We start from the raw sequence: 24784 nt of genomic DNA, 5'->3' as shown, positions 1-24784 counted from the left end.
CGCGGGGTGAGCGCGGTCGTCATAAGTGTGCCGCGAAGGAGGAGCCCTGATCGGCTCCTCCCAGCGCATCCCGAGAGCCCGTTTTGACAGTCGCGATCCGGCCCCTGCCGCCGGTCCAGGAGGTCCGGACCCCGCGCCCCTGGTCCGGACCGGGATTTGCCGAGTTCGTCGCCATCATCGCGCTGATGATGGCGGTGACGGCCATCTCGATCGACAATCTGTTGCCGGCCTTCCCGGCCATCGAGGCGCGGTTCGGAGTGCCGGATCCGAACCGGCTGCAACTCCTCGTCTACGTCTACATGATCGGCTTCGGCTTCGCGCAGATCGTCTACGGACCGGTCTCCGATGCCCTCGGGCGGCGCCCGGTGCTGCTCGCGAGCCTCGCCGTCTACGTGGTCGGCTGCGGGCTCGCGATGATGGCGCCGAGCTTCGGCTGGCTGCTGGCCGCGCGGATCATCCAGGGCATCGGTGCAGCCGGCGGGCGCGTTCTCTCGGTGGCGATCGTGCGCGACCGCTTCGCCGGCCGGGAGATGGCGAGCGTGATGTCGTTCACCATGATGGTGTTCCTGATCGTCCCGATGATCGCACCGGCGATCGGCGGCATGATGCTGGCGCTGGGCTCCTGGGTCTATGTCTTCGTCTCGATGCTGATCCTGGCCTTCTGGCTGACCGTCTGGTTCTCCCTGCGCATGCCCGAGACGCTGCACCCGGAATACCGCCGGCCGCTCTCGCCCGCCGCCACCTGGGAGGCGATCCGCCTGACCCTGAAGACCCGCGTCGCCGTCGGTTATGCCACCGCGCTCGGCCTGATGACCGGGTGCATCATGGGCTACGTCGGCTCGGCCCAGCAGCTGTTCGACACCGGCCTGTATCACCTCGGCCCGCTCTTTCCCCTGGCCTTCGGGCTCGTGGCCGGCGCCATGGGCGTCGCGACGCTGATCAACGCCCGCGTCGTCCGGCGGCTCGGGATGCGGGCGATGTCGCACAGTGGCGTCATCGCCTTCACGTTGGTGGGGCTCGTGCAGATCGCCGCCGGGCTCGCCTATCACGGGCATCCGCCGCTCGCGCTGTTCCTGTCGATCCTGGCGGTCAACCAGTTCCTGATCAGCTTCGCGATGCCGAACTTCAACGCGCTCGCGCTCGAGCCGCTCGGGGCCATCGCCGGCACGGCCTCGTCGTTCCTCGGCTTCTACACGACGATCCTGGGCGCCTTCTGCGGCTTCCTGATCGGACAGGCCTTCGACGGCAGCGTCATGCCGGTGGCTGTCGGCTATGCGAGCCTCGGTGCATTGTCGTTGCTCGTGGTGGCCTGGACGGAGCGCGGCCGGCTGTTCCGCGGCGGTGTCGGCGGCTGATCCGGACGCCTTAACGCGGTCTTCAGCGGGAAGGCGTCAAGCTCCACGCCTGATCCCAGCCGACCGGACCCGCCCATGCTTGCCCGCGCCCAGGACGGAACCCTCCTCGCTGCGCGTCTGCTGCTCGCCGCCGCGCTCCTGCCGACCGGCATCGCGCGGGCGCTCAACGTCTCGGGCTTCGCGCTGACGCTTGCCGGCGCCGGCATGCCCTTCCCGAACGGTGTCGCCACGGCCGCCGTCGTGGTGCAGGTCTTCGGCCCGCTGGCGCTCATCCTCGGCGTGCTGCCGCGGCTGACCGGTCTGGCGCTCGCCGTCTTCGCCGCCGTGACGGCCTTCGTGCTCCACCCGTTCTGGCACTACGTCGGACCCGCCGCGATCGCCGAGCGCACGCTGATGCTCGCCGATCTCGGTCTCGCGGGCGGATTCCTCATGTACGCCCTGAGCGGCCCGGGCGCCCTGAGCTGGCAGGGCTGGCGTGCCGGAAACCGCGCCCCGCCGCCGAGCCCGAAGCCCGCGTCCGCGAAGGCGTCCGGCAAGGCCGCCGCGTCGCGGGGCGGAGGCAAGCGGGCGGCCGGGCGCCCGCCCGCCCGGGCTGCCGCCTGATCAGCCGTGGCGGGGCCTCATCTCGGCGGTCGCGGACGGCGACGGCGCGACCGTCTTGCGCCCGGAGATCTCCGCGCCGGCATCGTGCGACAAATTGCGGAACGCCAGCACGGAGGCTGCCGAGATCACCGCCACGGCGAAGAAAGCCGGCCCGAAATCCGCGGCCGTGATCTGCGTTCGGCCATGCCAATGGGCCGTTCCTTCCAGGGCCAGCGCGCCGAGCGTCACGCCGAGGCTCAGCGACAATTGCTGGCAGACGCTGGCGAAGCTCGTGGCCGCGCTCATCTCGCGCGATTCGAGGTCGGCATATGCGATGGCGTTGATGCAGGTGAACTGGATCGAGCGCGCGCAGCCGCCGATGAACAGCAGGCCCACCATGATCCAGTGCGGCGTCTGCGCCGTGTAGAACCCGTTCACCGCCAGAAAGGCCGACGCCAGCACGGCGTTCCAGACCATCAGCGCGCGGAATCCGGTGCGGCGCAGGATCCGCGGACCCAGGGTCTTCACGAACATCGCGCCGGCTGCCGCCGCGAAGGTGATCAGGCCGGACTGCAGGGCATCGAGGCCGAAGCCGACCTGCAGCATCAGCGGCAGCAGGAACGGGATCGCGCCGGTGCCGATCCGGAACAGGCTGCCGCCGAGCACGGCGACGCGGAAGGTCGGCCGCTGCATCAGGTCGAGGCGCACGATCGGGTGGGCGATGCGCCTGGCATGCGCCCAGTAGAGCGGCAGCAGGATCGCGCCCGCTGCGAGGCAGCCCCAGGAGATCGTGGCCGGCAGCAGATGTCGGCCCAGCGAGGCCAGCCCGAGCATCAGCGCCGCCAGCCCGGTGCCGAGCAGGGCGAAGCCGAGCAGGTCGAGGGGCGGCCGTTCCGCCTCGCGGATGTCCTCGAAGTACAGGCTCGCCAGCACGATCCCGGCACAGCCGATCGGCAGGTTGATGAAGAAGATCCACCGCCAGTCGAACCATGTCGTGATCAGGCCGCCGACCGGCGGACCCAGTACCGGGCCGACGAGAGCCGGAAAGGTGAGATAGGCGAGGGCGGTGACGAGCTGCGATTTCGGCACGCTGCGCAGGACCACGAGCCGCCCGACCGGCACCATCATGGCGCCGCCCATTCCCTGGAGGAACCGCGCGGCGACGAACCACGCGAGCCCGTTCGCGGCCGCACAGGCCAGCGAGCCCGCCATGAACACCACGAGGGCCGCGCGGAACACGGTCCGCGACCCGTAGCGGTCGGCCATCCAGCCGCTCACCGGGATGAAGATCGCGAGGCTGACCAGATAGGAGGTCAGCGCGAGCTTGAGGGCGATCGGGTCCTCTTGAAGACTCGCCGCGATGCTCGGGAGCGCCGTGGCGATCACCGTGGAATCGGTGTTCTCCATGAACAGGGCGGTGGCGACCGTCAGCGGGACGATCCAGAGCGGTCTTTGAGCGGTCGCAGGCATCACACAGCAGACGCGTGTCGCACCGCCGCGGTTGCACGGCAGCGCGGCCACCTCGCACCCTCGTGTTTCGCGAATGTATCCATCGTGCAACAGAGGTTGAGCCGCGGCGCGGAGCCACCTTTTTTGCGGGTGCGCCAATGGCTAAGTTTCCATCACGCGTCCGTGAGGCCGCTCCAGCCGGCCCGGGGCCGGCGCGCGAGGATTTCGATGCAGCCCAGCCCCAGCAAGGTCCGCTCCGTGGCGCGGATCGCCGCCGGCGTCGCCCTTCTCTCGATGGTCGCCGCCTGCGGCACCGTCCTGCTCAACGATCGCGGCTCGCTGACGCGCTACGACCGGCTGAAGTCCAGCGATCAGGTCGCGTCGGCCTCGCGGATCTACGTCGACCGGCCCGCGCTGGCGAAGGCGCGCACGGTCCGCATCATCCCGACGGCGTTCCACGCCGACGTCTCCGGTGCGGCGCCCCTGACCGCGGCCGAGCGCCGGCTCATCGCGAACGCCGCCGACCGGGCGCTCTGCTATGACCTGTCGCTGAAGTACGACATCGTCACCAGCCGCGACGCGGATCTGACCGTGCGCGCGCAGGTGACCCGCGTCGATCCGACGGATCTCCTCGGCGCCGGCGCGACCATCGCGGGCTCGGCGGGCGTGACCGTGGCCTCGCAGCTGGGTCTCAGCTTCGCGGAAGGGGTCGGGCGCGTGCCGATCCCGCGGGTGCCGATCGGGCTCGGGAGCCTGACCGTCGAGGCCGAGGCTCTGGACCGGCGTCGCGAGCAGCGGGCCGCCATGGTCTGGGGCGGAGCGGCGAATTCCTTCACCAGCCAGCCGCGCTTCTCCCGCGCCAGCGACGCCTACGACCTCGCCGGCGAGTTCGGCCAGGATTTCGGCTACATGCTGGCGACCGGCGAGGACCCGTTCACGGCCCCCAACACGCTGCCGACCTGGGACCGGATCCGCGTCACGACGCTCGGTGAGGCGCCGCTGGACCCCGATTGCGAGGCCTTCGGCCGCGCGCCCGGCATCGACGGCATGCTCGGCGATTATATCGGCCTGCCGCCCGAATATACCGACAAGGGGCCGGCCACGCCGGCCATGCGCTAGGGCGCACGTCGCCAACCCGGTCTTCGCGGGCGAAGCAATCCACGACGGCGCCACACGCGAAGGCGCCGCACTGCGTTGCTTGGCTTCATCCGAGACGAAGGGCGGCTAACGGTTGCGATCAACCGTCGCGGGGACTGCGCGCACCGCCCCGCGACCCGACCGGACGTGGATAAGCCGCGAGCCCTGCGTGTTTTCGGGTTGCGACGCGTCGCGCGCGCATTGGCGCAGTCGCGGAGCCCGTGATACTGGCACTTGCCAACCCGATCCCGCAGCGCGATCCCTGCGCGCCCCCGTCCGAGGAAAGTTGGCACATGGCCCGAGTAGAAACCGCATCGATCATCGAGGGCCTCACCTTCGACGATGTGCTCCTGCGGCCCGCCGCCTCCTCGGTGATGCCCACAGAAGTGAACGTGGCCTCCCGGCTCACCCGCACGATCCCCCTGAACCTGCCGATCCTGGCCTCGGCCATGGACACGGTGACGGAAGCCCCGATGGCCATCGCCATGGCGGCCAATGGCGGCATGGGTGTCATCCACCGCAACCTGGAGCCGCCGGAGCAGGCCGAGCAGGTCCGCCTCGTCAAGAAGTACGAGTCCGGCATGGTGATGAATCCCATCACCATCCATCCCGACGAGACGCTGGCCGACGCCTTCGAGGTGATGAAGCTCAATCGGATCTCCGGAATTCCGGTGGTCGAGCGCGGCCCGAACGGTTCGCGGGGCAAGCTCGTCGGCATCCTCACCAATCGCGACGTCCGCTTCGCGACGAATTCGGCCCAGCCGGTTGCCGAGCTCATGACCCGCGACCGCCTGATCACGGTCCGCGAGGGCGTGACCCAGGACGAGGCCAAGCGCCTGCTCCACCAGTTCCGGATCGAGAAGCTGCTGGTCGTCGACGACCATTACCGGTGCATCGGCCTGATCACCGTCAAGGATATCGAGAAGCGGGTCGCCTACCCGCACGCCGTCAAGGACGAGCAGGGTCGCCTGCGGGTCGCCGCCGCCACGACGACCGGTGACAGCGGCTTCGAGCGGGCCGAGCGCCTGATTTACGCCGGCTGCGACGTCATCGTGGTCGACACCGCCCACGGCCACTCGATCAAGGTGCTCGACGCCGTCGCCCGGGTGAAGCAGCTCTCGAACGCCGTGCAGGTCATCGCCGGCAACGTGGCGACGCGGGACGGCGCCAAGGCGTTGATCGATGCCGGCGCGGACGCCATCAAGGTCGGCATCGGGCCGGGCTCGATCTGCACCACCCGCATCGTCGCGGGCGTCGGCGTGCCGCAGCTCACCGCCCTGATGGAGGCCGTCGAGGCCGCCAGCGAGGCCGGCATTCCGGTCATCGCCGACGGCGGCATCAAGTACTCGGGCGACCTCGCCAAGGCGATCGCGGCCGGTGCCTCTGTGGCGATGCTCGGCTCGCTGCTCGCCGGCACCGACGAGGCGCCGGGCGAGGTGTTCCTCTACCAGGGCCGCTCGTACAAGTCGTACCGGGGCATGGGCTCGGTGGGCGCCATGGCCCGCGGCTCGGCCGATCGCTACTTCCAGGCCGAGGTGAACGACACCCACAAGCTCGTGCCGGAGGGCATCGAGGGGCAGGTCCCCTACAAGGGCCCCGTGGGCAACGTCCTGCACCAGCTCGCCGGCGGCCTGCGCGCCGCCATGGGCTATGTCGGCGGCGCCACGATCCCCGAGTTCCAGGAGCGGGCGCAGTTCATCCGCATCACCAATGCCGGACTGCGCGAGAGCCACGTCCACGACGTGACGATCACCCGCGAGAGCCCGAACTATCCGTCGCGGACCTGAGGGACCGATGCGCACGCTGATCGTCGGGGCCGGCGCGACCGGCGGCTATTACGGGGCGCGCCTCGCCGAGGCGGGGGCCGACGTGACCTTCCTGGTCCGGCCGGCCCGGGCGGCGAAGCTCGCCGCGGACGGCCTGAACGTCCGCTCCCCGCTCGGCGACCTGCACCTGCCCGATCCGCCCACCGTGACGGCCGACCGTCTGGTCGAGGCCGGGCGGTTCGACCTGATCCTGTTGTCCTGCAAGGCCTACGACCTCGACAGCGCCATCTCGGATCTGGCGCCGGCGGTGGGGGCGGACACGGCGATCCTGCCTGTGCTGAACGGCATGTCGCATCTCGACGCGCTCGACGCCCGGTTCGGCGCCGAGCGCGTGCTTGGCGGCTCCTGCGCCATCGCGGCGACGGTCGCGCCGGACGGTGCGATCCGCCACATGAGCGAATTGTGCAGCATCACCTACGGCGAGCGGGACGGGTCGCGCTCGGCGCGGATCGAGGCCGTCGACGCCATGATGCGCGGCCTGAAGTTCCAGCCGCGCCTGAGCGACGTGATCCTGCAGGAGATGTGGGAGAAATGGGTGTTCCTGGCGACGCTCGCCGGAGCGACCACGCTTATGCGCGCCGCGGTCGGCGACATCGTGGCGGCGCCCGAGGGGACCGCCCTGATCGAAGCGCTCCATGCCGAATGCACGATCGTGGCCGCATCGAGCGGCTTCGAGCCGCGCGCCATCGTGGCCGAGCGGGCGCGGGCGCAGCTGACGGCGGCCGGATCCACCTTCACGGCCTCGATGCTGCGCGACATCGAGAGCAAGGGTCGGATCGAGGCGGATCACGTGATCGGCGATCTGATCGCCCGCGGCCAGCGGCTTGCGCCGGAGGTTTCGTTCCCGGTCCTGACCGCGGTCTATACCGGCCTCAAGGCTTACGAGGCTCGGCGGGTGCGGGAAACGGCCTGAGCCGCGCCCCGCGCTGACGTCTCAGTAGCGGCCGGGGGGCGGCGCGGGCGGCGTGCCGTATTCCAGCTGCGTCTTGGCATCGACCCGTGGACGCGGCGGCGGCGTCAGGTCCGGCTGTGCGGCGGGGGCGCTCGCGCAGGCGGCGAGGGAGGCGGTCACCAGGGCCGCGAGGGCGACGCGTACAATGGACGTCATGGGCTGAGGTACTCCCGGTATGCGCCCGGCGGCGGACCACACTGGTCCGGGACGGGCGGATGCCATACGACACGTGGCGGCCCGCACGGCGGCCCAACCGCGGCACGATCTGCGCCCTGAAGGTGCAGGAAGCTCGGCCGTATCGTGGCGGCATCGTGGGCCAAGCGTGGCCGTTTCGCGTCGTCGCCGACTCATTCCGGAGGATCCGACCCCTGACTCCCGCCGCTCGCTGCTCCGCCGCCATCGAAGTCCTGACCGATATCGCCGAGCGTCGCCGGCCGGCCGCCGACGCCCTCAAGGACTGGGGCCTCGCCCATCGTTTCGCCGGTTCGGGTGACCGTGCGGGCATCGCCAGCCTCGTCTACGATGCTCTGCGGCGCCGGGCTTCGGCGGCCTGGATCATGGGCGCGGAGACGCCGCGCGCCATCCTGATCGGCACGCTGCGACTCCAGCAGGGCCTCGCCGCCGCTTCGGTGGCGGCGTTGTTCACCGGGGAGCGTTTCGCGCCCGCACCCCTCAGCGACGACGAGCGCGCGCGCCTCGACGGTGGGACGCTGCACGACGCTCCTCCCGAAGTCGCGGGCGACGCCCCGGCCTTCGTGCTTCCGGATCTTGCGGCCACGCTCGGCGACGACCTCGTCCCGGAGCTGAAGGCACTGGCGCGGCGGGCCCCCCTCGATATCCGGGTGAACGCCCTGCGCGGCGACCGCGACGCGGTGTTGCCGGCGCTGGCGGCCTTCGATGCCGCGCCGACACCCCACGCGCCGGCGGGTCTGCGCATTCCGATCGGTGCCGATGGGCGCGGTCCGGCGCTGCACGTGGAGGCGGAGTTCCTGGACGGCTGGTACGAGATCCAGGACGAAGGATCGCAGCTCGCCGCACTCCTGGCCGCCCCCCGGGCCGGCGAGATCATCGTCGACCTATGCGCCGGCGGTGGCGGCAAGACCCTGGCCCTGGCGGCCGAGACCCGGAACGAGGCCCGACTGATCGCCACCGATGGCGATCCACGCCGGCTCGCGCCGATCCACGAACGCCTGCGCCGGTCCGGCGCGGTGGCCGAGGTGCGGACCCCGCGGAGCGGCAAGGCACGGGCCGACATGCTGGAGGATCTCGACGGTAAAGTCGATCGGGTCGTGGTCGATGCGCCCTGCACCGGATCCGGGACGTGGCGCCGGAATCCGGACGCCAAATGGCGCCTGCGGCCGGGAAGCCTCGCGCTGCGCACCGCCGAACAGGCGCAGGTCCTGGACCGGGCGGCGCGGCTCGTCAGGCCCGGCGGCCGGATCGTCTACATCACCTGCTCGCTGCTGTCGGCGGAGAACGACGCAGCCGTGTCCGGTTTGCTCTCGCGCTGGCGCGGTCGCTTCGACGTCGTCCCGGCGGAGGAGGTGCTGGCGGCAGGACCGGATTCGCTCCGGGCGGCGGTGCGGAGAACCGCTCACGGGATCCAGATGAGCCCGCTTCGGACCGGGACCGACGGTTTCTATGTCGCGATCATCGCGCGCAAGGCCTGACGCGCGCGGACATGACGGAACCGACGGCGGTTGCCGGGGCGTTTGACCCGCGCTCCTTAGGGAGTCGGGACCGCCGACGAGCGGCCCCGTGCGCGGCTTGATCAGAGGGGATGCCCTTGCGGCTCGACCGCCGTTTCCTGCTCGCGGGCCTCGGAAGCGTCCTGGGCCTTCGCACCGCCCGCGCGGAGGTCCCCGGGGAGACGGCGCCCCAGCCGGCGCCGCACGAGGCGGTCCGGGCGCTTCCGCGCTCCCTGCCCGGCGCGGATCTGCAGGTGATCGATCTGTGGCCCGGCGAAGCGCCCGGCGGCGGCGACGGGCCGAAGGCGGACGGTTACCGCTACGTCGAGGGCCGATTCGGGGACATCACCCGGGTGTCGCGGCCCTGTTTGCTGGTCATGCGACCGGCCAATCCGAACGGCGCCGCCATGATCGTCGCCGCGGGTGGCGGATACGAGTTCATCTCGCTCGGCAACGAGGGCGTGCCGGTCGGACGGGTCCTGAACGCCGCCGGGATCACGGTCTTCCTCCTCGTCTACCGACTGCCGGCGGAGGGCTGGGGTTCGGGACCGGACGCGCCGCGGCAGGACGCCCAACGCGCCCTGCGGCTCGTCCGGGCGCGCGGCGCGGAGTTCGGCATCGATCCCGGCAGGGTCGGCGTCCTCGGGTTCTCGGCGGGCGGCCACCTGATGGGCGAAACCGCGGTGGGCAGCGCCCGGGACCTGTACGCGGGCGTCGACACCGCCGATGCCCTGCCGATCCGGCCGGCGCTGGCCGGGCTGATCTACCCGGTCATCACCATGCGCAAGCCGTTCGACCGGACCGCGACCCGCCGCATCCTGGTCGGCGACGACGTCACCCCCGACGAGATGAAGACCTACTCGGTGGACCTGCAGGTCGGGCCCGAGACGCCGCCGACCTTCCTGGTTCAGGCCATCGACGATCCCATCGCCGTGGCCGACCATCCGCTGCTGATGTTCTCGGCCCTGCGGAAGGCGCGGGTTCCGGCCGAGTTGCACCTGTTCGAGCGCGGCGGCCACGGGTTCGGCCTCGGTGCGCCCGGTACCCCCGTGGCGGCGTGGCCCGGCCTGTTCCTGGCCTGGATCCGCCTGCACGGCTTCCTGCGCGCCTGACCGCTTACTCCTCGCGGGCCTGGATCCTGGGCAGCTTGGCCACCTTCGGCCGGCTGGTTCGGAACTGACCTCGCTCCACAGCGACGAAGACCACGATGGCGATGGCGACGGTCGTCAGCCACCACACCGCCGTCAGCCCCACGCTCAGGCAGGCCACCGTGAAGGCGGCCGCGAAGCAGCCCATCGCCCCCGGCACCAGGGCCGGCCCGTCCCGCCCAGCCCGCCGAATCGATGCATACAGGGCGAAGGCGGCGGCCAGCGCACCGACGATCCCGAGCTCGTACCAGAACTCGAACAACGCCGTGGTCGGAGCATTGGCCGGCAGGAGGCCGACCAGGCGGCCGCGCAGGGCCGTCTCGAAGCCGTGCCCGGTGATCAGCCGCACCGGATCGGCGGCCACCACCTTCTGCCAGCTCTTCAGCGACAGCACGGCGGGCGCGAGCGGCCCCATGAGGGCGGCGCCCACCGGCCGCGCCAGGAAGGGCAGAAGCGGCGCAGCCGCGAGGAGAGCCGCCGAGAGGACGGCGGTGAGCATCACGCCCAACCGCGGCCGGTAGCTCGTCACCGCGAAGGCGACGGCGCCGACCGACAGTGCGGCGATCTGGGTCCCGTCCGGCTGGACCGTCAGGGCGAGGGCGACCAGCAGCGCGAGGCCGAGCGCCTCCCGGTCTCGGCGCCGGGATCGCAGCCATGCGAGCGCGGGCCAGAGCAGAAGGATCAGCAGGACGAGGCCGCGATCCAGCGCGCCGTCATCCTCGACACCGGACGGCGCCATGTGGGCGCCGAACAACCCGAGCATGATCGCCACGATCCCGCCTGCCACGACGCCGAGGGGCAGGAGGTAGAGATTCGCCGAACGCATCCGGTCTGGGAGCGCGAGATAGCCGAGGAGGGCGAGGCCGATCGTGGCGCCCAGATTGGCCAGCCGCTCCAGGGCCGGCCCGAGGAACGGGGTCCACGTCAGCGAAAGAGCCGACCACAGGACCACCAGCATCCCGGCCAGGAAGGCCGGAGCGGTCAGGAGGCGGTAGGTCGCCGGGCGCACCGGACGCTGGCGCCGGTCGATGACGCTCGCGATGATCAGCAGGATCACGGCGATCGGTGCGAGGATCACCGAGGCGCGGCGGGCGACCTGCGCCAGGACCGGGAGAACCACGAACAGACCGAAGAAGCCGATGCGCCGCAGCAAGGCTGCGGCGTCGAGCGCCGGATCGATGGTGGTGGAGGTCGACGCGCGCGGCATCATGCGCCTTCTTCCGGACCGGGACGGCCGGATCCCTGCTCGATACGCAAGGCTCGCGCAAGCTGCTGTAGACGTGGCGCCACACTCTCGGGCGCGTGAACCGCGCTCAGGCGACGGTTGCAGTCTCCCGCGGGCGCCGACGCACCGCCCTCCGGCCCACATCCGAGGCGACGCGCCAGCCGCCCCACGCGACGAAGAACCCGATCAGGCCCGCGGCGAGGCCGTCGGCGCTGGTGGGGATGGCCGGGCTGAAGTCCCGATAGGCCGCCTCGGCCACGGGCAGGTCGGGATCGCGCAGCATCGCCACGACGCGCCCGAGGGGGCTCGTCGCCGAGGCCAGGGCCTGCTGCTGGGCGCTCAGGCGGGCGAGACGCGCGATGTCCGCCTGGGCAGCGTCGCCGCGGCGGGCGACCAGCTGATCCGGATTGGCGCGCAGCCGATCGACGGCGCCGTCGCGGGTCGTGCCGGATGCCTGCGCGTCAGATTCGAGCACGGCCACCTGGCGACGCAGCTCGTCGGCGGCGCCGCCGAGCCGCTGGGCGTATTGCTGAGCGAATTCCGGCGCCTGCGCGGCGACGACGCCGCCCAACAGGCCGAGCGCGAGGCCGAAGGTGCGGAACACGCGAAACATGTCTGGCCTCTGGTGGGGGAATCGACCCCGGACAAAGAACATGCCGATGGTCGCGGTTCCAGCCGGAGCCGCGACAGGCTTCAGCCCGGCAGCGTCAGCCGGGCAGCGTCAGCAAGCCCGCCTTGCCGTCGGCACAGCCGAACAGCAATCGGCCGCCGCGGCCATCCCAGGCGAGCGCGGTCACGCCGCTGCCCGATACGGCCGGACGGACCAGGAGTTCGGCCGCGTCGGTGAAGCGGACCAGCAGGATGCAGCCATCCTCGTAGCCCATGGCCAGAACCGGCGCCTTCGGGTGGAACGCCACCCGGGACACGCGGGCCGGACGGACGCCGCATTCCCGCGGAGCCTTGCCGGTCGGTCCCTCCTTGGAGTCGAACGGCCAAATGATCGCCGCCTCGGCGCCGCTCGTGGCGAGCCAATGACCATCGAACGACCAGGACATCGAGCGGACCTTGCCGGGATAGCCCGACATCCGCATGTGGCCGCGATCCGGCTGGAGCCGCCAGCCGTGCAGGCTGTTCTCCTGCATGGTGGAGACCACGAACCGCCCATCCGGCGACCACGTCACGTCGATATGCGAACCCTTCCAGCCGATCACCTCGGCGGGCGTCTCCAGGTTCGGGTACCAGAGGCTCACGCCGTTGTAGTGGGCGACCCCGAGGCGATACCCCTTGGGCGCGAAGACGAGGCCGCGGGCGGAGGAAGGCGCTTCGAAGGTCTTCTCGCGCCCCTTCGCGTCCCGGGCCACGACCGTGCGGCCCGCCGACCATGCCACGGCGCCGTCGGGATGGACGGCGAGCGCATCGATCCACGCCCCACCCTTGGAGAGGCCGACCGGCTCCATCGTCCCATCCGCGCGGATCGCCACCACGCGGCCGTCGTCGCCGCCCGTGAGCAGGCGGTCGCCGCCACCGGCAGCCACGAGGATGCCGCCGTCGGGATGGGCCGCGAGGCGGGTCAGGCCGTCGTCCTTCGCCAGGACGACGTTGCCGTCGCTCAGCGCCAGAGCCGGCACATCCTTGAGGAAATGCGTCGCGAGCACGTGTTCGCCGGGCTCCAGCGCGGCGACGTGACTGGTGAGGGAGGGATTGCTGATGGCGCTGCTCATGTCGGGGGGACATTTGCGGCCGGCGGCGCGGCGCGCAAGACCATGAAGGCGGTAATCAACGCCAGGCCGCCCGAGACGGCCGCCGGGGCGACCAACGCGTACAGGCCGAATTGCTGATAGGCGTGGGCACCGAGAAAGGCGCCGAACAGCAGCGACATCCAGACCAGAGCATCGCCGATCCACCCCAGCGGATCGCCGGTGCGGGTCAGGGCCTGCGCGATCTTCTGGCCGAGGCTGAACAGCGCCCCGGTCACGAAGGTGGTCCCGGCTCGGAAGCCCGTGACCTGCGCCAGGACGGCGTTCTGCGACCCCATCGCCAAGGCGACGAAGAAGGCCGCGAGGCCCAGCTCGGGCGACTCGAGACCGAGCCCCAGACCGGCGAGGATCAGCAGGGTTTCGTAGGCCAGCACCGCGGGCGTCGTCCACCGGGCCGGGACCAGGATGGCCAGCCCGCTGCCGAGAACCGACCCCGCCAGGAAGGCGACGATCAGGGTCGCGGGCAGGATCATGCGATGCAGCTCGGCCCCGGCGCCTAGGACCGCGAGCTGCGTGGTGTTGCCGCTCATGAACGACATGTACAGGCCGCCGAGACGCACGAAGCCGAGGGCATCGACATAACCGGCGAGGCCCGTGAGGAGCAGGCCGGAGCCGAGCTGCCAGGGACGCCTCACGACCAAGCCTCCCCGTCACGGCGCGGTAACGAACCATTAACCATTCGGACGGCTTCGTTGAGGGACGCCGGGCCGCGGTTAACGCGCCGCTCACCAAACCCGAGCAATTCGATGCAAACACGGTGAACGCCGCGTCGGAAGGGGCCGTTGCCCTTACGATCCGGCCCGGGGCCATCGAGCCCCCGCCGGGTGAGTGGGAGTTGCGTCATGGTTCCGTTCGCCGCCGCATTCGTCTGCCCGTCCATGCCCGTCCCGGACCGGGCCGCCACGATCCTGATCGTCGAGGATGAGCCGACCGTGTGCGAACTGGCCGCCGAGGCGCTGCTCGAGGAAGGGTATCGGGTGCTCACCGCTGCGGATGCCTGGGAAGCCGAGTCCATCCTGGCTCGCGAGAGCGTCGACCTGCTCTTCACGGATATCGACCTCGCCCGCAATACGAACGGCCTGTCGCTGGCGCGTTGTGCCCGCGAGCTGTCTCCCGACCTCCCGGTCGTCTACACCTCCGGCGGCCGGGCTTGCCTTCCGCCGTGCGAGGCCGTTCCAGGCTCGGTGTTCGTGCCGAAGCCCTATCGTCCGAGCCAACTCGTGGCGCTGACGCAGGACGTCCTGCGCGCCGCGCTCCTTCATGCCGTCTGAACTGGACCTTCGAGGACATCCGCCATGTGGCGCTCCCTTCCCGCAATCGGCTTCGCCTTCGCCGCCGCGATCGCTGCATCGCCGGCCCGAGCCGCCTGCGACGTGAAAGGCGCGCAGATCGAGGAGGCGATCGCCAAGAAGAGCGAGCTGCGCGAGGATGCCAATGCTCAGCTGGTGCGCGACCTGCGGACCCTGCGCGATGCCGCGATCGTCCTCGAGAGCTACAAGTTTCCCGGCGAGTGCGAAGTGCTTCTCGGCATCGTCCGGTCGCTCCTCGCCAACCCGAGCAAGACCATCGAGCAGAGCGGCGACACCGATGAGGAGAAGGCCGAGGATCTGAACGAGGCGCGCCAGCCCAAGGCTGCCGGCGGCACCCCGACGGCGAAGTAGCCATGCCCCGCTCCGTACGGCACGGGTCAGGCGCAATTCCGCGTCGACCCGAATAGGCGGGCGCGGAAGTCGGCCGGACGCGTCGAGGGCCCGCCGTCTAACGCTCCTCGCCGGCGCTGGCGCCGATCTTGGCGCGGGCCAGAGCCCGGCTCAACTTGGCGGCGATCTGCTCGCGCAGAACATCGGCCATCTCGATATCCACGAGGCGCCAGCTCAACCCGCGCAGCCGCAGCCGGATGCGCGTGCGCTCGGCGCGCGATCCCTCGGGCGGGATCGGGATCACGACGGCGCGAAAGCCCCGCATCTCCAACGCCGTATAGTATGACACGAGCCGCCCCAAACCGCGGATCGCCAAGCCCTCGGGATGAGCGCCGGCCGGCCGCTCGACATCGAGCTTGTCGGGCCAGCCATTGGCCAGAAGGTCCATCACCGTTTCCGGCGTCACCATCGTTTCGGAGAGTGCAAGCGCCAGGCCGTAGGCGGCGTCGTTGAGGCGCTGGCGGTCGCGGGGCTCGAGGTCAGGATCGGTCTCGGATGCCGTGCGCATTGCCGCGGTGATCTGCCGGACCAGCGAAAGTCGCAGGGTCCTGAAGTTCACATGGCCCTCGACATAGGCGGCATCGTGCCGGCGGACCGCCTGCGCGAGGTCGTAGAGCGACCACAGCGGGCTCATGGTGAAGGCAAGCCACGCGACGGCCAGGGCGAGCGGGATCGCGAGCCAGCGCATGGCCTCAGCGCCCCGTCCGCGCGGTCAACGCTGCGCCGACCATCGATCGAGACCGGAGAAGGCCGCGACGACCCCCTCGTAGACCGGCCGCTTGAAGGGGACGATCAGATCGGGAAGTTCGGCGAACTGCGCCCAGCGCCAGGCATCGAATTCCGGCTTGTCGGCGCCGCCCCCGGGATTGAGCACGTCGATCACGTCCTCGCTGCCCACAAAGCCGTAGGCGAACCATTTCTGCGTCTGGCCACGATACCGACCCTTCCAGGCCTGCTTCATCACGGCCGGGGGCAGGTCATAGGCGAGCCATTCGGGGATCTCGGCGAGGAGCTTCACGGCCTCCGGCGGTACGTTCGTCTCCTCGTAAAGTTCGCGGCGCGCGGCGGCCTCGGGATCCTCGCCGGGATCGATGCCGCCCTGAGGCATCTGCCACATGTGCGGGCCGGCCACATGCTCAGAACCCGCACCCTTCTTGCGCCGTCCGACGAACACGCCGCCCGATGGCGCAATCAGCGCGATGCCCACGCAGGGGCGGTAGGGCAGGGCGGTGCCCAGGTCCGAATCCGTTACCATCGAGACGACCATAGGTCAGGGGTGGCCGTTGCGGCAACGCCGCGCAAGTCTTTCCCGATCCCGGTGGGGGTGGATCTACTTGCGCTGACTATAATCACGCGCGTCCTCAATCTGCCGTCGAGACCCGCTTGTCGCGGACGCCGCGCAGCGCAACGCTCGCCGGGACCAAGCGCAGACCGCGGGCGTCGATGTCCTTGGCCCAGCGGGCGATCCGGTCGACGCTCAGTGCCGTTCCGGTCGCCGAGACGAGGACGAAGCCATTGGCACGCGCCCGGGCTTCCGCCTGCGCCAGGGCCGCATCGATGGCGTCGGCGCGCGGCGTGGTGTCGAGGACGATCTCGGCGCGGGCGATCGGTGTCTTGCCCTTGTTGGCGGGCATCGTCGCGGCCTTGGGCGCCGTTCCGTCGTCGAGGAACCCCAGGCCACGGGCGCCGATCTCGCGCAGCACCGGCTCGAAGGCCGCATCGGCCATCATCTTGGCGCCCATGAAATTCACGAGGCCCACATAGCCCGAGAAGCGCGTCATCGCCCAGGCAAGACGATCGGCATTCTCCGGTCCCCTCAGGGCCGTCAGCAGAGTCTGGGGCCCCGGATCGCTGTCGGGGTAATCGAACGGCTCCATCGGCAGCTGCAGGAAGATCTCGTGGCCGGCATCCCGCGCACGTGCGGCCGCGTGCTCGGCCTCGCCGCCATAGGGGAGGAAGGCAAGGCTGACGGCGGCGGGCAAGCGAGCGGTGGCCACGGCCGTCGTGGCTTGGCCGATGCCCAGCCCGGTCACCACGATGGCGATGCGCGGACCGGTGCCGGGTTCCTCGGAGCGGGCATAGACGTCGAGCGGGCGGATGCGCCCCTCGCCGAGCTTCGGCATCAGCCCGTGGCGTCCGGCCTCGCTGATCCGCGGATCAGGCGCCGGGACGAGCCGCGGTGCATTCGGCGGCGGTACGCGGATCACCACCGCATCGCTCGGACCGCTGCCGGGCGGCCGCACCACCGTCACGCCGGACGCGGTCTCAACCTCCTCGGCGCTGCGCTGAAGCGGGGCCGTGCTGGGGGCAGTCGCAAGGACCTGGGGCTGCAGGGTGGGAGGCGCCTGTGTGGCCGGACGCATCGTGGGCTCGCGCATCGCGATCGCGACCTGCACGCGCGGTTCGCCGCCGTCGGGATCCCCGAGGGCGAGGACAAGGCCGGCTGCCACTGCAAAGCCGGCCGCGATCGCGGCAGCAGCGATACGGGGCCGCCGGGCAGCCGCGATCAGCTGCCCGAGCCGGCTCGTGGGCTGCGCCGGCACCGCCTCAGGCACCCCGAGGGGGCGCGTGAGGATATCGTCCGTGGACTCGGTCAAGCGGCTCTCGATGCGGGATCACGATTGCTGCGCCGATCGGCAATGCGCCAATCCTTCCGTCCATTGCCGGCGGTTATGGTTAACGTTCCGCTAATGCCCGGTCCCGGAACGGAAAATCCCGCCCGGCGCGGCGCCGGGCGGGATCGGGTCGTCAGGGCATTCCGAACGCCGTCAGTTCGGCAGGCTGGGCTTCTGCTGCTGCGCCGAAGGCGTGCCGTTGGCGGCGCCCTTCTGGATGCCGTGCAGGAAGTCGACCGCCGAGATCAGCTGCTTGTCCTTGGCCGGATCCGGCGGAACGTAGGCGGAGGATCCACCGCGCTCGTCGGTATCCTTCTGCTTCAGGTGACCCTTCAGCCCTGCCTCACCCTTGGTCTCGTCCTTGCCCTTCAGCTCGTCCGGGACCTCCTGCAGGACCTCGACATCCGGCTCGATGCCCTTGGCCTGGATCGAGCGACCCGACGGCGTGTAGTAGCGCGCCGTGGTCAGACGCAGGGCGCCCGAACCGCCGAGGGGGATGATCGACTGCACCGATCCCTTGCCGAAGGAGCGCGTACCCATGATGGTCGCGCGCTTGTGATCCTGCAGGGCGCCGGCCACGATCTCGGAGGCCGAGGCCGAGCCGCCGTTGACGAGCACCACGATCGGCTTGCCCTTGGTCAGGTCGCCCGCCTTGGCGGAGAAGCGCTGGGTCTCGTCCGGATTGCGGCCGCGGGTGGAGACGATCTCGCCGCGATCCAGGAAGGCGTCGGACACCATCACGGCCTGATCGAGCAGGCCGCCCGGGTTGTTGCGCAGGTCGACGATGTAGCCCTTGATCTTGTCGGCCCCGATCTCGCTCGACAGCTTGTCGATCGCAGCCCGCATGCCGTCGAAGGTCTGCTCGTTGAACTGGGTCAGGCGGATATAGGCGACGTCGCCGCCTTCGACCTTCGAGCGTACCGGCTTGATCTTGATGACGTCGCGGGTGAGCGTAACGTCGATCGGATCCTTCGACTCCTTGCGGGTGATCTTGAGCTTGACGCTCGAATTCACCGGGCCGCGCATCTTGTCGACCGCCTGATTCAGGGTGAGGCCCTGAACCTGATCGTCATCGATCTGCGTGATGATGTCGTTGGCGAGCAGCCCCGCCTTGGCAGCCGGCGTATCGTCGATCGGCGTGACGACCTTGATCAGGCCGTCCTCCATCGTGACCTCGATGCCGAGACCGCCGAACTCGCCGCGCGTCGTGGTCTGCATGTCACGGAACGCCTTGGCGTCCATGTAGCTCGAATGCGGGTCGAGCGACGTCAGCATGCCGTTGACGGCCGCCTCGATCATCTTCGATTCGTCGGGCTTCTCGACGTAGTCCGTGCGGACCTTCTCGAAAACGTCGCCGAACAGGCTGAGCTGGCGATAGGTCTCGGCCGAGGCAGCCACCGCCCGCGGGCCCGACAGGAAGTCGGTCTGGGTGGCCACCATGGAGGTGCCGGCACCGAGGAAGGCGCCGAGCATGATCAGGGAAGTCTTGCGCATCAGCCGCGAACCTTCTCGCCAAGTACCGTATTGTTCGGGCTCTTCGCCCACCACGGCTCCGGATCGATGGAGCCGCCGTCCTTCTTGAACTCGACGTACAGGGTGGGATCACCCTCGGACCCGCCGGGACCTGCGCTCTTCTCGCCCATGGTGCCGACCGGCTCGCCCGCGAGCACGAACTGACCGACCTCGACGCTGATCTGATCCATCCCCGCTAGCAAAAGATAGTAGCCGTCGCCAGCGTTGATGATCAAGAGTTGCCCGTAGGACCGAAACGGCCCGGCGAACTGCACCCACCCGTCGGCCGGGGACGAGACGGACGCCTTGGGACGGGTCGTAAACGACACGCCGCGGGTGGTGCCACCATTGCCATCGGGCTGGTTGAAGCCGCGTGCGACGCGTCCGCTCACCGGCCGCGGCACTTCGCCCCGCGCCTCGGCGAAGTGGACTTTGGGTGCCAATCGGGCGGGGTCGCGGAAGCCGGCCGCGGCGAAGCGCTCCTGGGTGATGCGCGCCTCCCGCTCGGCCGCTGCCTTGGCCTCCTCGGCGGAGCGCTTCGCCGCTGCGACCTCTGCCTCCGTGCGATCGAGAAGGTCCTTCAGGTTCTTGGCCTGGGCACCGAGTTCGGCGGCCCTGCGGCGCTCTGCCGTGAGGCCGCTCTCGATCTCGGCCTGACGGGCGCGGCGGGCGGCGACCAGCGCCTGCAGGCGCTGCTGTTCGCGCGCCCATCCGGCAAGGTCATTGGACAGCCCTTCCTTGTCCTGCGCGATCAATCCGCGCAGCCTGATCATTTCCGCGAGATCGGCCGCCAGGGTGTCGACCTCGCCGCGCAGTTCCGGCACCACCGCGCCAAGCAGCATCGAGGTCCGGATTGCCGCGAGCACGTCTTCAGGGCTCACCAGAACGGCCGGCGGCGGCCTGCGCCCCATGCGCTGGAGCGCCGCCAGGATCTCGGCGACGATGCCGCGTCGGCCCTGCAGCGAGTGGCGGATCGCTGCCTCGCTCTCGCTCATCGCCTTCAGGCGCTCCTCCAGGCGGCTCAGGCGGTCTTCCGTCGCCTGCGCCTGTCGGCCCGCATCGAGAAGGGCGGCGTCGAGCTTCGCCCGGTCGGAGCCAATGGCTGCGATCTCCGACTCGAACTGCGAACGCTGGCCGGCACTGGCCGCGATCGCATCCTGGACGCGCTTCAGATTCTCGGCCCGGCGCTCACGTTCCTCATTGGCACGCTGAATGGCTTCGGGGTCGGTGGCCGGAGGCGTCTCGGACCGCGCGGCCGAGCCGATCGAGACGAGGGCGACCAGGGTCAGCGTCTGCAGCGCGCGTCTCGACGCGGACTTCGACCCGGCCGTCATCTCAGGGATGGCCATAGGGGGTCAGCCCGCCTCACCGCGATGGTAGGGGTGCCCCGACAGGATGGTGAGGCTGCGGTAGAGCTGTTCGAGAGCGAGCACGCGCACGAGTCCATGGGGCAGGGTGGCGGCCCCGAAAGACAGGATCAACTCCGCCTTCGTCCGAATTGAGGCGTCCAGACCGTCCGGCCCCCCGATCGCCACCACGAGTGCCGGCCGCGCGGCATCGCGCCAAGCGGCGACGCGTTCGGCCAGCGCCTCGCTTCCGATATCGGCACGACCCCGTTCGTCATAGGCGACCAGTACACCGCCAGGCGGCATGTGGCCCGTCAGGGCCGCCGCCTCCTCGGCACATCGGTCGAGGGCGCGACGGGCACGGGATTCCGCGATCTCGATGCTGTCGCAAGTGGCGAAGCCGAGCCCGCGACCGAGTTGCGCGGCGCGGTCGCGATATCGTGAGGCCAGCTCGCGCTCAGGACCGGCCTTCAGACGTCCGACTGCGGCCAGAATCAGGCGCATCGGCCGCGGTCCGGATCAGCCGGCCGCGATCCCGACCGGGCGGTCGGCGCCCCACATCTTCTCGAGGTTGTAGAAGCCGCGGACCTCGGGACGGAAAATGTGCACCAGCACGTCGCCGGCATCGATCAACACCCAGTCGCAGGCCGGGAGGCCCTCGACCCGGGCGTTGCCGAAGCCGCGGTTCTTCATTTCCTGAACGATCTTGTCGGCGATCGAGCCGACATGCCTCTGCGAGCGCCCAGAGGTGATGATCATCGTGTCGGCGAGCGACGTCTTGCCGGCCAGATCGATTGCGATCGTCTCCTCGGCTTTCATGTCATCGAGGCATTCGAGCGCAAGGGCCTTAAGGTCGTCCGAGCGCGCCTGACCGGCTTCCACCGGGGCTTGGACGGGGGTGCGGATCATCTCCGTGCGGCTGGTCTCGGGCAGAGTCCTGGTTCCTCGTTCTGCCACACGGCGGCGTCATGCCGTGCGGGATGACATGAAATTGGCGGTATCGGTCGTCGATTGCAACCGCGCTTGCGGCCGTCGTGACGTCGTTGGCCCCGTACTTGCGCGAATCTGCGTGGACGACAGGCTCGAACGGGGCCCGTGCAGAAACACCCAGGCCGGCGGCGGCCGCAGCGCGAGCGTCGATGCCGCCTCCTCGGGAATCCGGGCGTCGGCCAAGCGCCGCGCAGCCCGGGCGCTGAGCGGTGTCATGGTGAAACCCGGCCGGTCGATGACGACGATCGGCAGGAGCCGGGCGATCTCGGCGAAACCCTTCCAGCGATGAAAGGTGCCGAGAGAATCCGCCCCCATGATCCAGACGAAGTGCACGCCGGGGCAGCGGCGCTTCAGGAAGCGCAGGGTCTGGACCGTGAAGCGGACGCCCAGAGCCGCTTCGATGCCGGTCACGGCGATCCGCGGATGACGGGCGATGCGGTGGGCCTGGGCACACCGCACCTCCACCGAGGGGAGGGCGTTCCGGCTCTTGAGCGGGTTCCCCGGGCTCACCAGCCACCAGACCCGATCCAGGCCTAGCCGACGCAGTGCCGCGAGGGTCACGTGCCGGTGGCCCAGATGGGCGGGGTTGAAGGACCCGCCGTAAAGGCCGATCCGCATGCCGGGGGCGCTCGGCGGCAGGGTCAGCCGCACGCCGGACCTTCAGCGCAGGTCACGGGCGCGTCTGGCCGTTGCCGTGGACGCGATACTTGAATGTGGTCAGCTGCTCGACACCCACCGGCCCACGCGCGTGCATCCGCCCCGTGGCGATGCCGATCTCGGCCCCGAAGCCGAACTCGCCTCCATCGGCAAATTGGGTGGAGGCGTTGTGGGTGACGATGGCCGAATCGACCTCGGCGAGGAAACGGGTCGCCGCCGTGTCGTCCTCGGTGATGATCGCGTCGGTGTGATGCGAGCCGTAGGTCTCGATGTGCTCGATGGCCGCTTCGATCCCGTCGACCACCCGCACCGCGATGATCGCGTCGAGATACTCGGTATGCCAATCCTCCTCGGAGGCGGCGGTCACCCGCGGATCGACGGCGCGCGTCTCGGCATCGCCGCGGACCGCGCAGCCGCTCTCGAGCAGCGCGTGGACGAGCGGCGCAAGATGGGTCGCGGCACAGGCGCGGTCGACCAGGAGGGTCTCGGCGGCGCCGCAGACGCTCGTGCGGCGCATCTTGCTGTTGAGCAGCACGGTGCGGGCCATGTCGAGGTCGGCCGCTGCGGCGACGTAGACATGGTTGATGCCGTCGAGATGGGCGAAGACCGGAACGCGCGCCTCGGCCTGGACGCGCTCCACGAGGCCACGTCCGCCCCGCGGGACGATGACGTCGACGCAACCGTCGAGGCCCGCGAGCATCAGCCCGACGGCGGCGCGGTCGCGGGTCGGCACCAGCTGGATGGCGTCCTCCGGCAAGCCGGCATCGGCGAGCCCGCGGCTCATGGCCCGCGCGATCGCCATAGCCGTGCGATGGCTGTCCGAGCCGGCGCGGAGGATCGCGGCGTTGCCGGCCTTGAGGCAGAGCGCACCCGCGTCCGCAGTGACATTCGGGCGCGCCTCGAAGATCACCCCGACGACGCCGAGCGGCACCGCGATGCGCTCAATCAGCAGGCCGTTCGGCCGCTCGATGGCGGCCAGCTGACGTCCGACCGGATCGGCCAGGGAGCCGACCTTCTCGACGGCATCCGCCATGGCGGCGAGCCGCCCGGGATCCAGGGTGAGACGGTCGATCAGGGCGGCGCTCTGGCCCGCGCTCCGGGCGGCGGCCACGTCCCGCGCGTTCTCGCTCAGGATTTCGTCACGGCTCGCCCGGATCCGCTCGGCGATCGATTTGAGCGCCCCGTCCTTGGTTCGCGCCGAGGCCAGCGCCATACGCCGGGCCGCCGCGCGGGCCCGACGGCCGATGGCCGCCATCTGCTCCGGCAGGGAATCGGCCTCGGCGAAGTCCGATCTCAGGTTCAGGACGGGCACGCTGGCGTCCTCGATGTGCGACGGCCGCAGGAACGGCCAGACGATGGAAAGCGCCGTATTTGCACACCCGACACCGGTCCGACAAGAGTGCCGGCTCGTGATTGGGCGCAATGATCGGAGCGGAAAATTGTAAATAGATTAGTTTAGATCGGCATTTTCTAGAACAGTGCCAAGTCATCGCGATGCACCATCCAGGCGCGGCCCGGATAATTGAGCAAGTCCGGGATATGCGCGCTCGGGTGACCGATGATGAGCGCAGCCTCGGCGCTGTCATACGCCACCAAGCCACGGCCGAGGATCCGTCCCGCCGGATCACGGATCAACACGGAGTCGCCGCGGGAGAAGCTGCCCTCGATCGATCGGACGCCGACGGGCAGGAGGCTGGCGCCGCTCCGCAGCGCCTGCTCGGCACCGGAATCGATCGTCAGGGTGCCGCGCGGCTCCAGGGATCCCGCGATCCAGGTCTTGCGGGCGGCCGTCGGGGTGGAGCCTGAGAGGAACCATGTGCAGCGCGCGCCCTCCATCATCGCCTTGAGCGGGTTCTTCCCGCGCCCGTCGGCGATGACCAAGTGGGTGCCGCCCGAGGCCGCGATCTTGGCGGCCTCGACCTTGGTGCGCATGCCGCCCCGCGACAGCTCGGAGGCCGGCCCGCCGGCCATGGCTTCGATCTCCGGGGTGATGCGCTCGACGACGGCGAGGTGGCGGGCCTCCGGATCGTTCTTGGGCGGCGCGGTGTAGAGACCGTCGATATCCGAGAACAGGACCAGGACGTCGGCATCGATCATGGTGGCGACCCGGGCCGCCAGCCGGTCGTTGTCGCCGTAGCGGATCTCGGACGTCGCCACCGTGTCGTTCTCGTTCACGACCGGGACGGCGCGCATCTCCAGGAGTTTCAGGACGGTGGCGCGGGCGTTGAGGTAGCGGCGGCGCTCCTCGGTATCCTGGGGCGTCACGAGAATCTGGCCGGCGACGATGCCGTGATGGCCCAGAGCCTCGGCCCAGTGGCGGGCCAGCGTGATCTGCCCCACGGAGGCCGCGCCCTGGCTCTCCTCCAGGCGCAGGGCGCCGGGTGGAAGGCCCAGCACTGTCCGGCCGAGGGCGATGCTGCCGGAGGACACCACCAGCACGTCGACGCCGCGCCCGTGCAGCTCCGCGATGTCCTCGGCCAGCGCCGCGAGCCAGGCGTGGCGCAGGCGGCCGGCACTGCGATCGACCAGCAGGGCCGAGCCGACCTTGATGACCACACGGCGGAATTCTTCGAGGGCAGGGATCATGATTCTTGCGAAAACGCGCGTTTGCGCCGGGTGTGAAGCAAGACCCGCCTCTTGAACAGCCGTCCGACGACATGGCTCGCGGCGCCCGGGCGGTTCGGGCCGCCGGCGCGTCCAGATCGTTGGCCGGCACGACCGTGGCACACGTTCCTGCGAGCGGCCTCATCCCTCACGTGGTCGTGAGTATGTGGCATGCCAAAGATCGATATTGCGGCGCGGGAGCGCGGCGGCCGGTTCGACGCTGCACCGCACCGAGCCCCGG

Annotated in this window: 25 protein-coding genes; 9 read left to right on the top strand and 16 right to left on the bottom strand. The window is 70.3% G+C overall.

The window, feature by feature from the left end; genetic code table 11:
• Positions 1–83: 83 nt before the first annotated feature.
• Positions 84–1355: a multidrug effflux MFS transporter gene (locus A3862_RS01885; protein ID WP_052083506.1), complete on the top strand. Its 1272-nt coding sequence runs from the start codon at positions 84–86 to the stop codon at positions 1353–1355.
• A 75-nt stretch (positions 1356–1430) separates the two neighbouring features.
• A complete protein-coding gene (locus A3862_RS01880; RefSeq protein ID WP_043754957.1) occupies positions 1431–1958 on the top strand; it encodes a DoxX family protein in 528 nt (175 codons plus the stop codon).
• Here A3862_RS01880 and A3862_RS01875 read toward each other — a convergent pair whose 3' ends face one another.
• On the bottom strand, positions 1959–3407 hold the full coding sequence (locus tag A3862_RS01875) for an MFS transporter (RefSeq protein ID WP_043760581.1): 1449 nt from the start codon (positions 3405–3407) through the stop codon (positions 1959–1961).
• A gap of 207 nt (positions 3408–3614) precedes the next feature.
• On the opposite strand from A3862_RS01875, the gene A3862_RS01870 reads away from it, so the two are divergent.
• From A3862_RS01870 to panE, 3 genes are all read left to right on the top strand, one after another.
• Complete coding sequence (locus A3862_RS01870; RefSeq protein ID WP_043351034.1) at positions 3615–4505, top strand: DUF3313 domain-containing protein; 891 nt, start codon at positions 3615–3617, stop codon at positions 4503–4505.
• 311 nt (positions 4506–4816) lie between these two features.
• Positions 4817–6310: an IMP dehydrogenase gene (gene guaB / locus A3862_RS01865; protein ID WP_111473163.1), complete on the top strand. Its 1494-nt coding sequence runs from the start codon at positions 4817–4819 to the stop codon at positions 6308–6310.
• Positions 6311–6317: 7 nt separating this feature from the next.
• Positions 6318–7262: a 2-dehydropantoate 2-reductase gene (panE, locus tag A3862_RS01860; protein ID WP_043754961.1), complete on the top strand. Its 945-nt coding sequence runs from the start codon at positions 6318–6320 to the stop codon at positions 7260–7262.
• A 21-nt stretch (positions 7263–7283) separates the two neighbouring features.
• On the opposite strand, the gene A3862_RS31345 is transcribed toward panE, so the two are convergent.
• A complete protein-coding gene (locus A3862_RS31345; protein WP_164706329.1) occupies positions 7284–7457 on the bottom strand; it encodes a hypothetical protein in 174 nt (57 codons plus the stop codon).
• A gap of 212 nt (positions 7458–7669) precedes the next feature.
• Between A3862_RS31345 and A3862_RS01855 the strand changes: the two genes are divergently transcribed.
• Positions 7670–8971, top strand: coding sequence for an RsmB/NOP family class I SAM-dependent RNA methyltransferase (locus A3862_RS01855; protein WP_043760582.1), 1302 nt, complete (start codon positions 7670–7672; stop codon positions 8969–8971).
• Between the two features lie 116 nt (positions 8972–9087).
• Positions 9088–10101, top strand: coding sequence for an alpha/beta hydrolase (locus A3862_RS01850; RefSeq protein WP_043760583.1), 1014 nt, complete (start codon positions 9088–9090; stop codon positions 10099–10101).
• Positions 10102–10105: 4 nt separating this feature from the next.
• Here the strand turns inward: A3862_RS01850 and A3862_RS01845 are convergent, their stop codons facing one another.
• The 4 genes from A3862_RS01845 to A3862_RS01830 form a co-directional block, all read right to left on the bottom strand.
• Positions 10106–11344, bottom strand: a complete 1239-nt coding sequence (locus A3862_RS01845) for a hypothetical protein (protein ID WP_043760584.1) — start codon at positions 11342–11344, stop codon at positions 10106–10108.
• Positions 11345–11450: 106 nt separating this feature from the next.
• Positions 11451–11975 carry a DUF2937 family protein gene (locus tag A3862_RS01840; RefSeq protein WP_043754964.1) on the bottom strand — a complete coding sequence of 175 codons (525 nt, stop codon included), beginning with the start codon at positions 11973–11975 and terminating at the stop codon, positions 11451–11453.
• A 94-nt stretch (positions 11976–12069) separates the two neighbouring features.
• Positions 12070–13083, bottom strand: a complete 1014-nt coding sequence (locus tag A3862_RS01835) for a WD40 repeat domain-containing protein (protein WP_043754966.1) — start codon at positions 13081–13083, stop codon at positions 12070–12072.
• Positions 13080–13754, bottom strand: coding sequence for a YoaK family protein (locus A3862_RS01830; RefSeq protein ID WP_043760585.1), 675 nt, complete (start codon positions 13752–13754; stop codon positions 13080–13082). The genes A3862_RS01835 and A3862_RS01830 overlap by 4 nt, the downstream gene beginning before the upstream one ends.
• A gap of 207 nt (positions 13755–13961) precedes the next feature.
• Between A3862_RS01830 and A3862_RS01825 the strand changes: the two genes are divergently transcribed.
• Positions 13962–14390, top strand: a complete 429-nt coding sequence (locus A3862_RS01825) for a response regulator (protein WP_043754970.1) — start codon at positions 13962–13964, stop codon at positions 14388–14390.
• A 24-nt stretch (positions 14391–14414) separates the two neighbouring features.
• Complete coding sequence (locus tag A3862_RS01820) at positions 14415–14780, top strand: hypothetical protein (RefSeq protein ID WP_052083507.1); 366 nt, start codon at positions 14415–14417, stop codon at positions 14778–14780.
• A gap of 97 nt (positions 14781–14877) precedes the next feature.
• Here the strand turns inward: A3862_RS01820 and A3862_RS01815 are convergent, their stop codons facing one another.
• The 10 genes from A3862_RS01815 to proB form a co-directional block, all read right to left on the bottom strand.
• Positions 14878–15507 (bottom strand): DUF2939 domain-containing protein, encoded by a 630-nt coding sequence (locus A3862_RS01815; RefSeq protein WP_043754973.1) that lies wholly within the window; start codon positions 15505–15507, stop codon positions 14878–14880.
• 24 nt (positions 15508–15531) lie between these two features.
• The gene (locus A3862_RS01810; protein WP_043754976.1) at positions 15532–16086 is read right to left on the bottom strand and encodes an RNA pyrophosphohydrolase; all 555 of its coding nucleotides are present in this window, start codon (positions 16084–16086) and stop codon (positions 15532–15534) included.
• A gap of 94 nt (positions 16087–16180) precedes the next feature.
• Positions 16181–17416, bottom strand: coding sequence for a divergent polysaccharide deacetylase family protein (locus A3862_RS01805; protein WP_043754979.1), 1236 nt, complete (start codon positions 17414–17416; stop codon positions 16181–16183).
• 171 nt (positions 17417–17587) lie between these two features.
• Positions 17588–18928 (bottom strand): S41 family peptidase, encoded by a 1341-nt coding sequence (locus A3862_RS01800; protein ID WP_043358098.1) that lies wholly within the window; start codon positions 18926–18928, stop codon positions 17588–17590.
• Entirely contained in the window at positions 18928–20295 is a 1368-nt protein-coding gene (locus A3862_RS01795) for a murein hydrolase activator EnvC family protein (protein ID WP_091994723.1), read from the bottom strand. The genes A3862_RS01800 and A3862_RS01795 overlap by 1 nt, the downstream gene beginning before the upstream one ends.
• Positions 20296–20301: 6 nt before the next feature.
• Positions 20302–20796 (bottom strand): 23S rRNA (pseudouridine(1915)-N(3))-methyltransferase RlmH, encoded by a 495-nt coding sequence (rlmH, locus tag A3862_RS01790; RefSeq protein ID WP_043754982.1) that lies wholly within the window; start codon positions 20794–20796, stop codon positions 20302–20304.
• Between the two features lie 15 nt (positions 20797–20811).
• Positions 20812–21201 (bottom strand): ribosome silencing factor, encoded by a 390-nt coding sequence (gene rsfS, locus A3862_RS01785; RefSeq protein ID WP_075381505.1) that lies wholly within the window; start codon positions 21199–21201, stop codon positions 20812–20814.
• Positions 21202–21258: 57 nt separating this feature from the next.
• Positions 21259–21900: a nicotinate-nucleotide adenylyltransferase gene (locus tag A3862_RS01780; protein ID WP_043760589.1), complete on the bottom strand. Its 642-nt coding sequence runs from the start codon at positions 21898–21900 to the stop codon at positions 21259–21261.
• Between the two features lie 52 nt (positions 21901–21952).
• Positions 21953–23251: a glutamate-5-semialdehyde dehydrogenase gene (locus A3862_RS01775; RefSeq protein ID WP_043754983.1), complete on the bottom strand. Its 1299-nt coding sequence runs from the start codon at positions 23249–23251 to the stop codon at positions 21953–21955.
• A 158-nt stretch (positions 23252–23409) separates the two neighbouring features.
• Positions 23410–24525, bottom strand: a complete 1116-nt coding sequence (proB, locus tag A3862_RS01770) for a glutamate 5-kinase (protein ID WP_111473162.1) — start codon at positions 24523–24525, stop codon at positions 23410–23412.
• Positions 24526–24784 lie beyond the last annotated feature (259 nt).

Origin of the sequence: Methylobacterium sp. XJLW, assembly GCF_003254375.1 — a bacterium.
GTDB classification, from domain to species: Bacteria; Pseudomonadota; Alphaproteobacteria; order Rhizobiales; family Beijerinckiaceae; genus Methylobacterium; species Methylobacterium fujisawaense.
Note: the sequence above shows the minus strand (reverse complement) of the source record. Positions and strands in the feature narration are given on the sequence as shown.

What these genes read in the sequence shown, in the direction of transcription:
- A3862_RS01820 (WP_052083507.1), top strand. Translation starts at nt 14,415, where the DNA reads ATGTGGCGCTCCCTTCCCGCAATCGGCTTCGCCTTCGCCGCCGCGATC.
- A3862_RS01800 (WP_043358098.1), bottom strand. Translation starts at nt 18,928, where the DNA reads ATGCGCAAGACTTCCCTGATCATGCTCGGCGCCTTCCTCGGTGCCGGC.
- proB (WP_111473162.1), bottom strand. Translation starts at nt 24,525, where the DNA reads ATGATCCCTGCCCTCGAAGAATTCCGCCGTGTGGTCATCAAGGTCGGC.
- A3862_RS01835 (WP_043754966.1), bottom strand. Translation starts at nt 13,083, where the DNA reads ATGAGCAGCGCCATCAGCAATCCCTCCCTCACCAGTCACGTCGCCGCG.
- A3862_RS01795 (WP_091994723.1), bottom strand. Translation starts at nt 20,295, where the DNA reads ATGGCCATCCCTGAGATGACGGCCGGGTCGAAGTCCGCGTCGAGACGC.
- A3862_RS01845 (WP_043760584.1), bottom strand. Translation starts at nt 11,344, where the DNA reads ATGCCGCGCGCGTCGACCTCCACCACCATCGATCCGGCGCTCGACGCC.
- A3862_RS01815 (WP_043754973.1), bottom strand. Translation starts at nt 15,507, where the DNA reads ATGCGCTGGCTCGCGATCCCGCTCGCCCTGGCCGTCGCGTGGCTTGCC.
- rlmH (WP_043754982.1), bottom strand. Translation starts at nt 20,796, where the DNA reads ATGCGCCTGATTCTGGCCGCAGTCGGACGTCTGAAGGCCGGTCCTGAG.
- rsfS (WP_075381505.1), bottom strand. Translation starts at nt 21,201, where the DNA reads ATGATCCGCACCCCCGTCCAAGCCCCGGTGGAAGCCGGTCAGGCGCGC.
- A3862_RS01870 (WP_043351034.1), top strand. Translation starts at nt 3,615, where the DNA reads ATGCAGCCCAGCCCCAGCAAGGTCCGCTCCGTGGCGCGGATCGCCGCC.
- A3862_RS01840 (WP_043754964.1), bottom strand. Translation starts at nt 11,975, where the DNA reads ATGTTTCGCGTGTTCCGCACCTTCGGCCTCGCGCTCGGCCTGTTGGGC.
- panE (WP_043754961.1), top strand. Translation starts at nt 6,318, where the DNA reads ATGCGCACGCTGATCGTCGGGGCCGGCGCGACCGGCGGCTATTACGGG.
- A3862_RS01880 (WP_043754957.1), top strand. Translation starts at nt 1,431, where the DNA reads ATGCTTGCCCGCGCCCAGGACGGAACCCTCCTCGCTGCGCGTCTGCTG.
- A3862_RS01875 (WP_043760581.1), bottom strand. Translation starts at nt 3,407, where the DNA reads ATGCCTGCGACCGCTCAAAGACCGCTCTGGATCGTCCCGCTGACGGTC.
- A3862_RS31345 (WP_164706329.1), bottom strand. Translation starts at nt 7,457, where the DNA reads ATGACGTCCATTGTACGCGTCGCCCTCGCGGCCCTGGTGACCGCCTCC.
- A3862_RS01780 (WP_043760589.1), bottom strand. Translation starts at nt 21,900, where the DNA reads ATGCGGATCGGCCTTTACGGCGGGTCCTTCAACCCCGCCCATCTGGGC.
- guaB (WP_111473163.1), top strand. Translation starts at nt 4,817, where the DNA reads ATGGCCCGAGTAGAAACCGCATCGATCATCGAGGGCCTCACCTTCGAC.
- A3862_RS01825 (WP_043754970.1), top strand. Translation starts at nt 13,962, where the DNA reads ATGGTTCCGTTCGCCGCCGCATTCGTCTGCCCGTCCATGCCCGTCCCG.
- A3862_RS01810 (WP_043754976.1), bottom strand. Translation starts at nt 16,086, where the DNA reads ATGGTCGTCTCGATGGTAACGGATTCGGACCTGGGCACCGCCCTGCCC.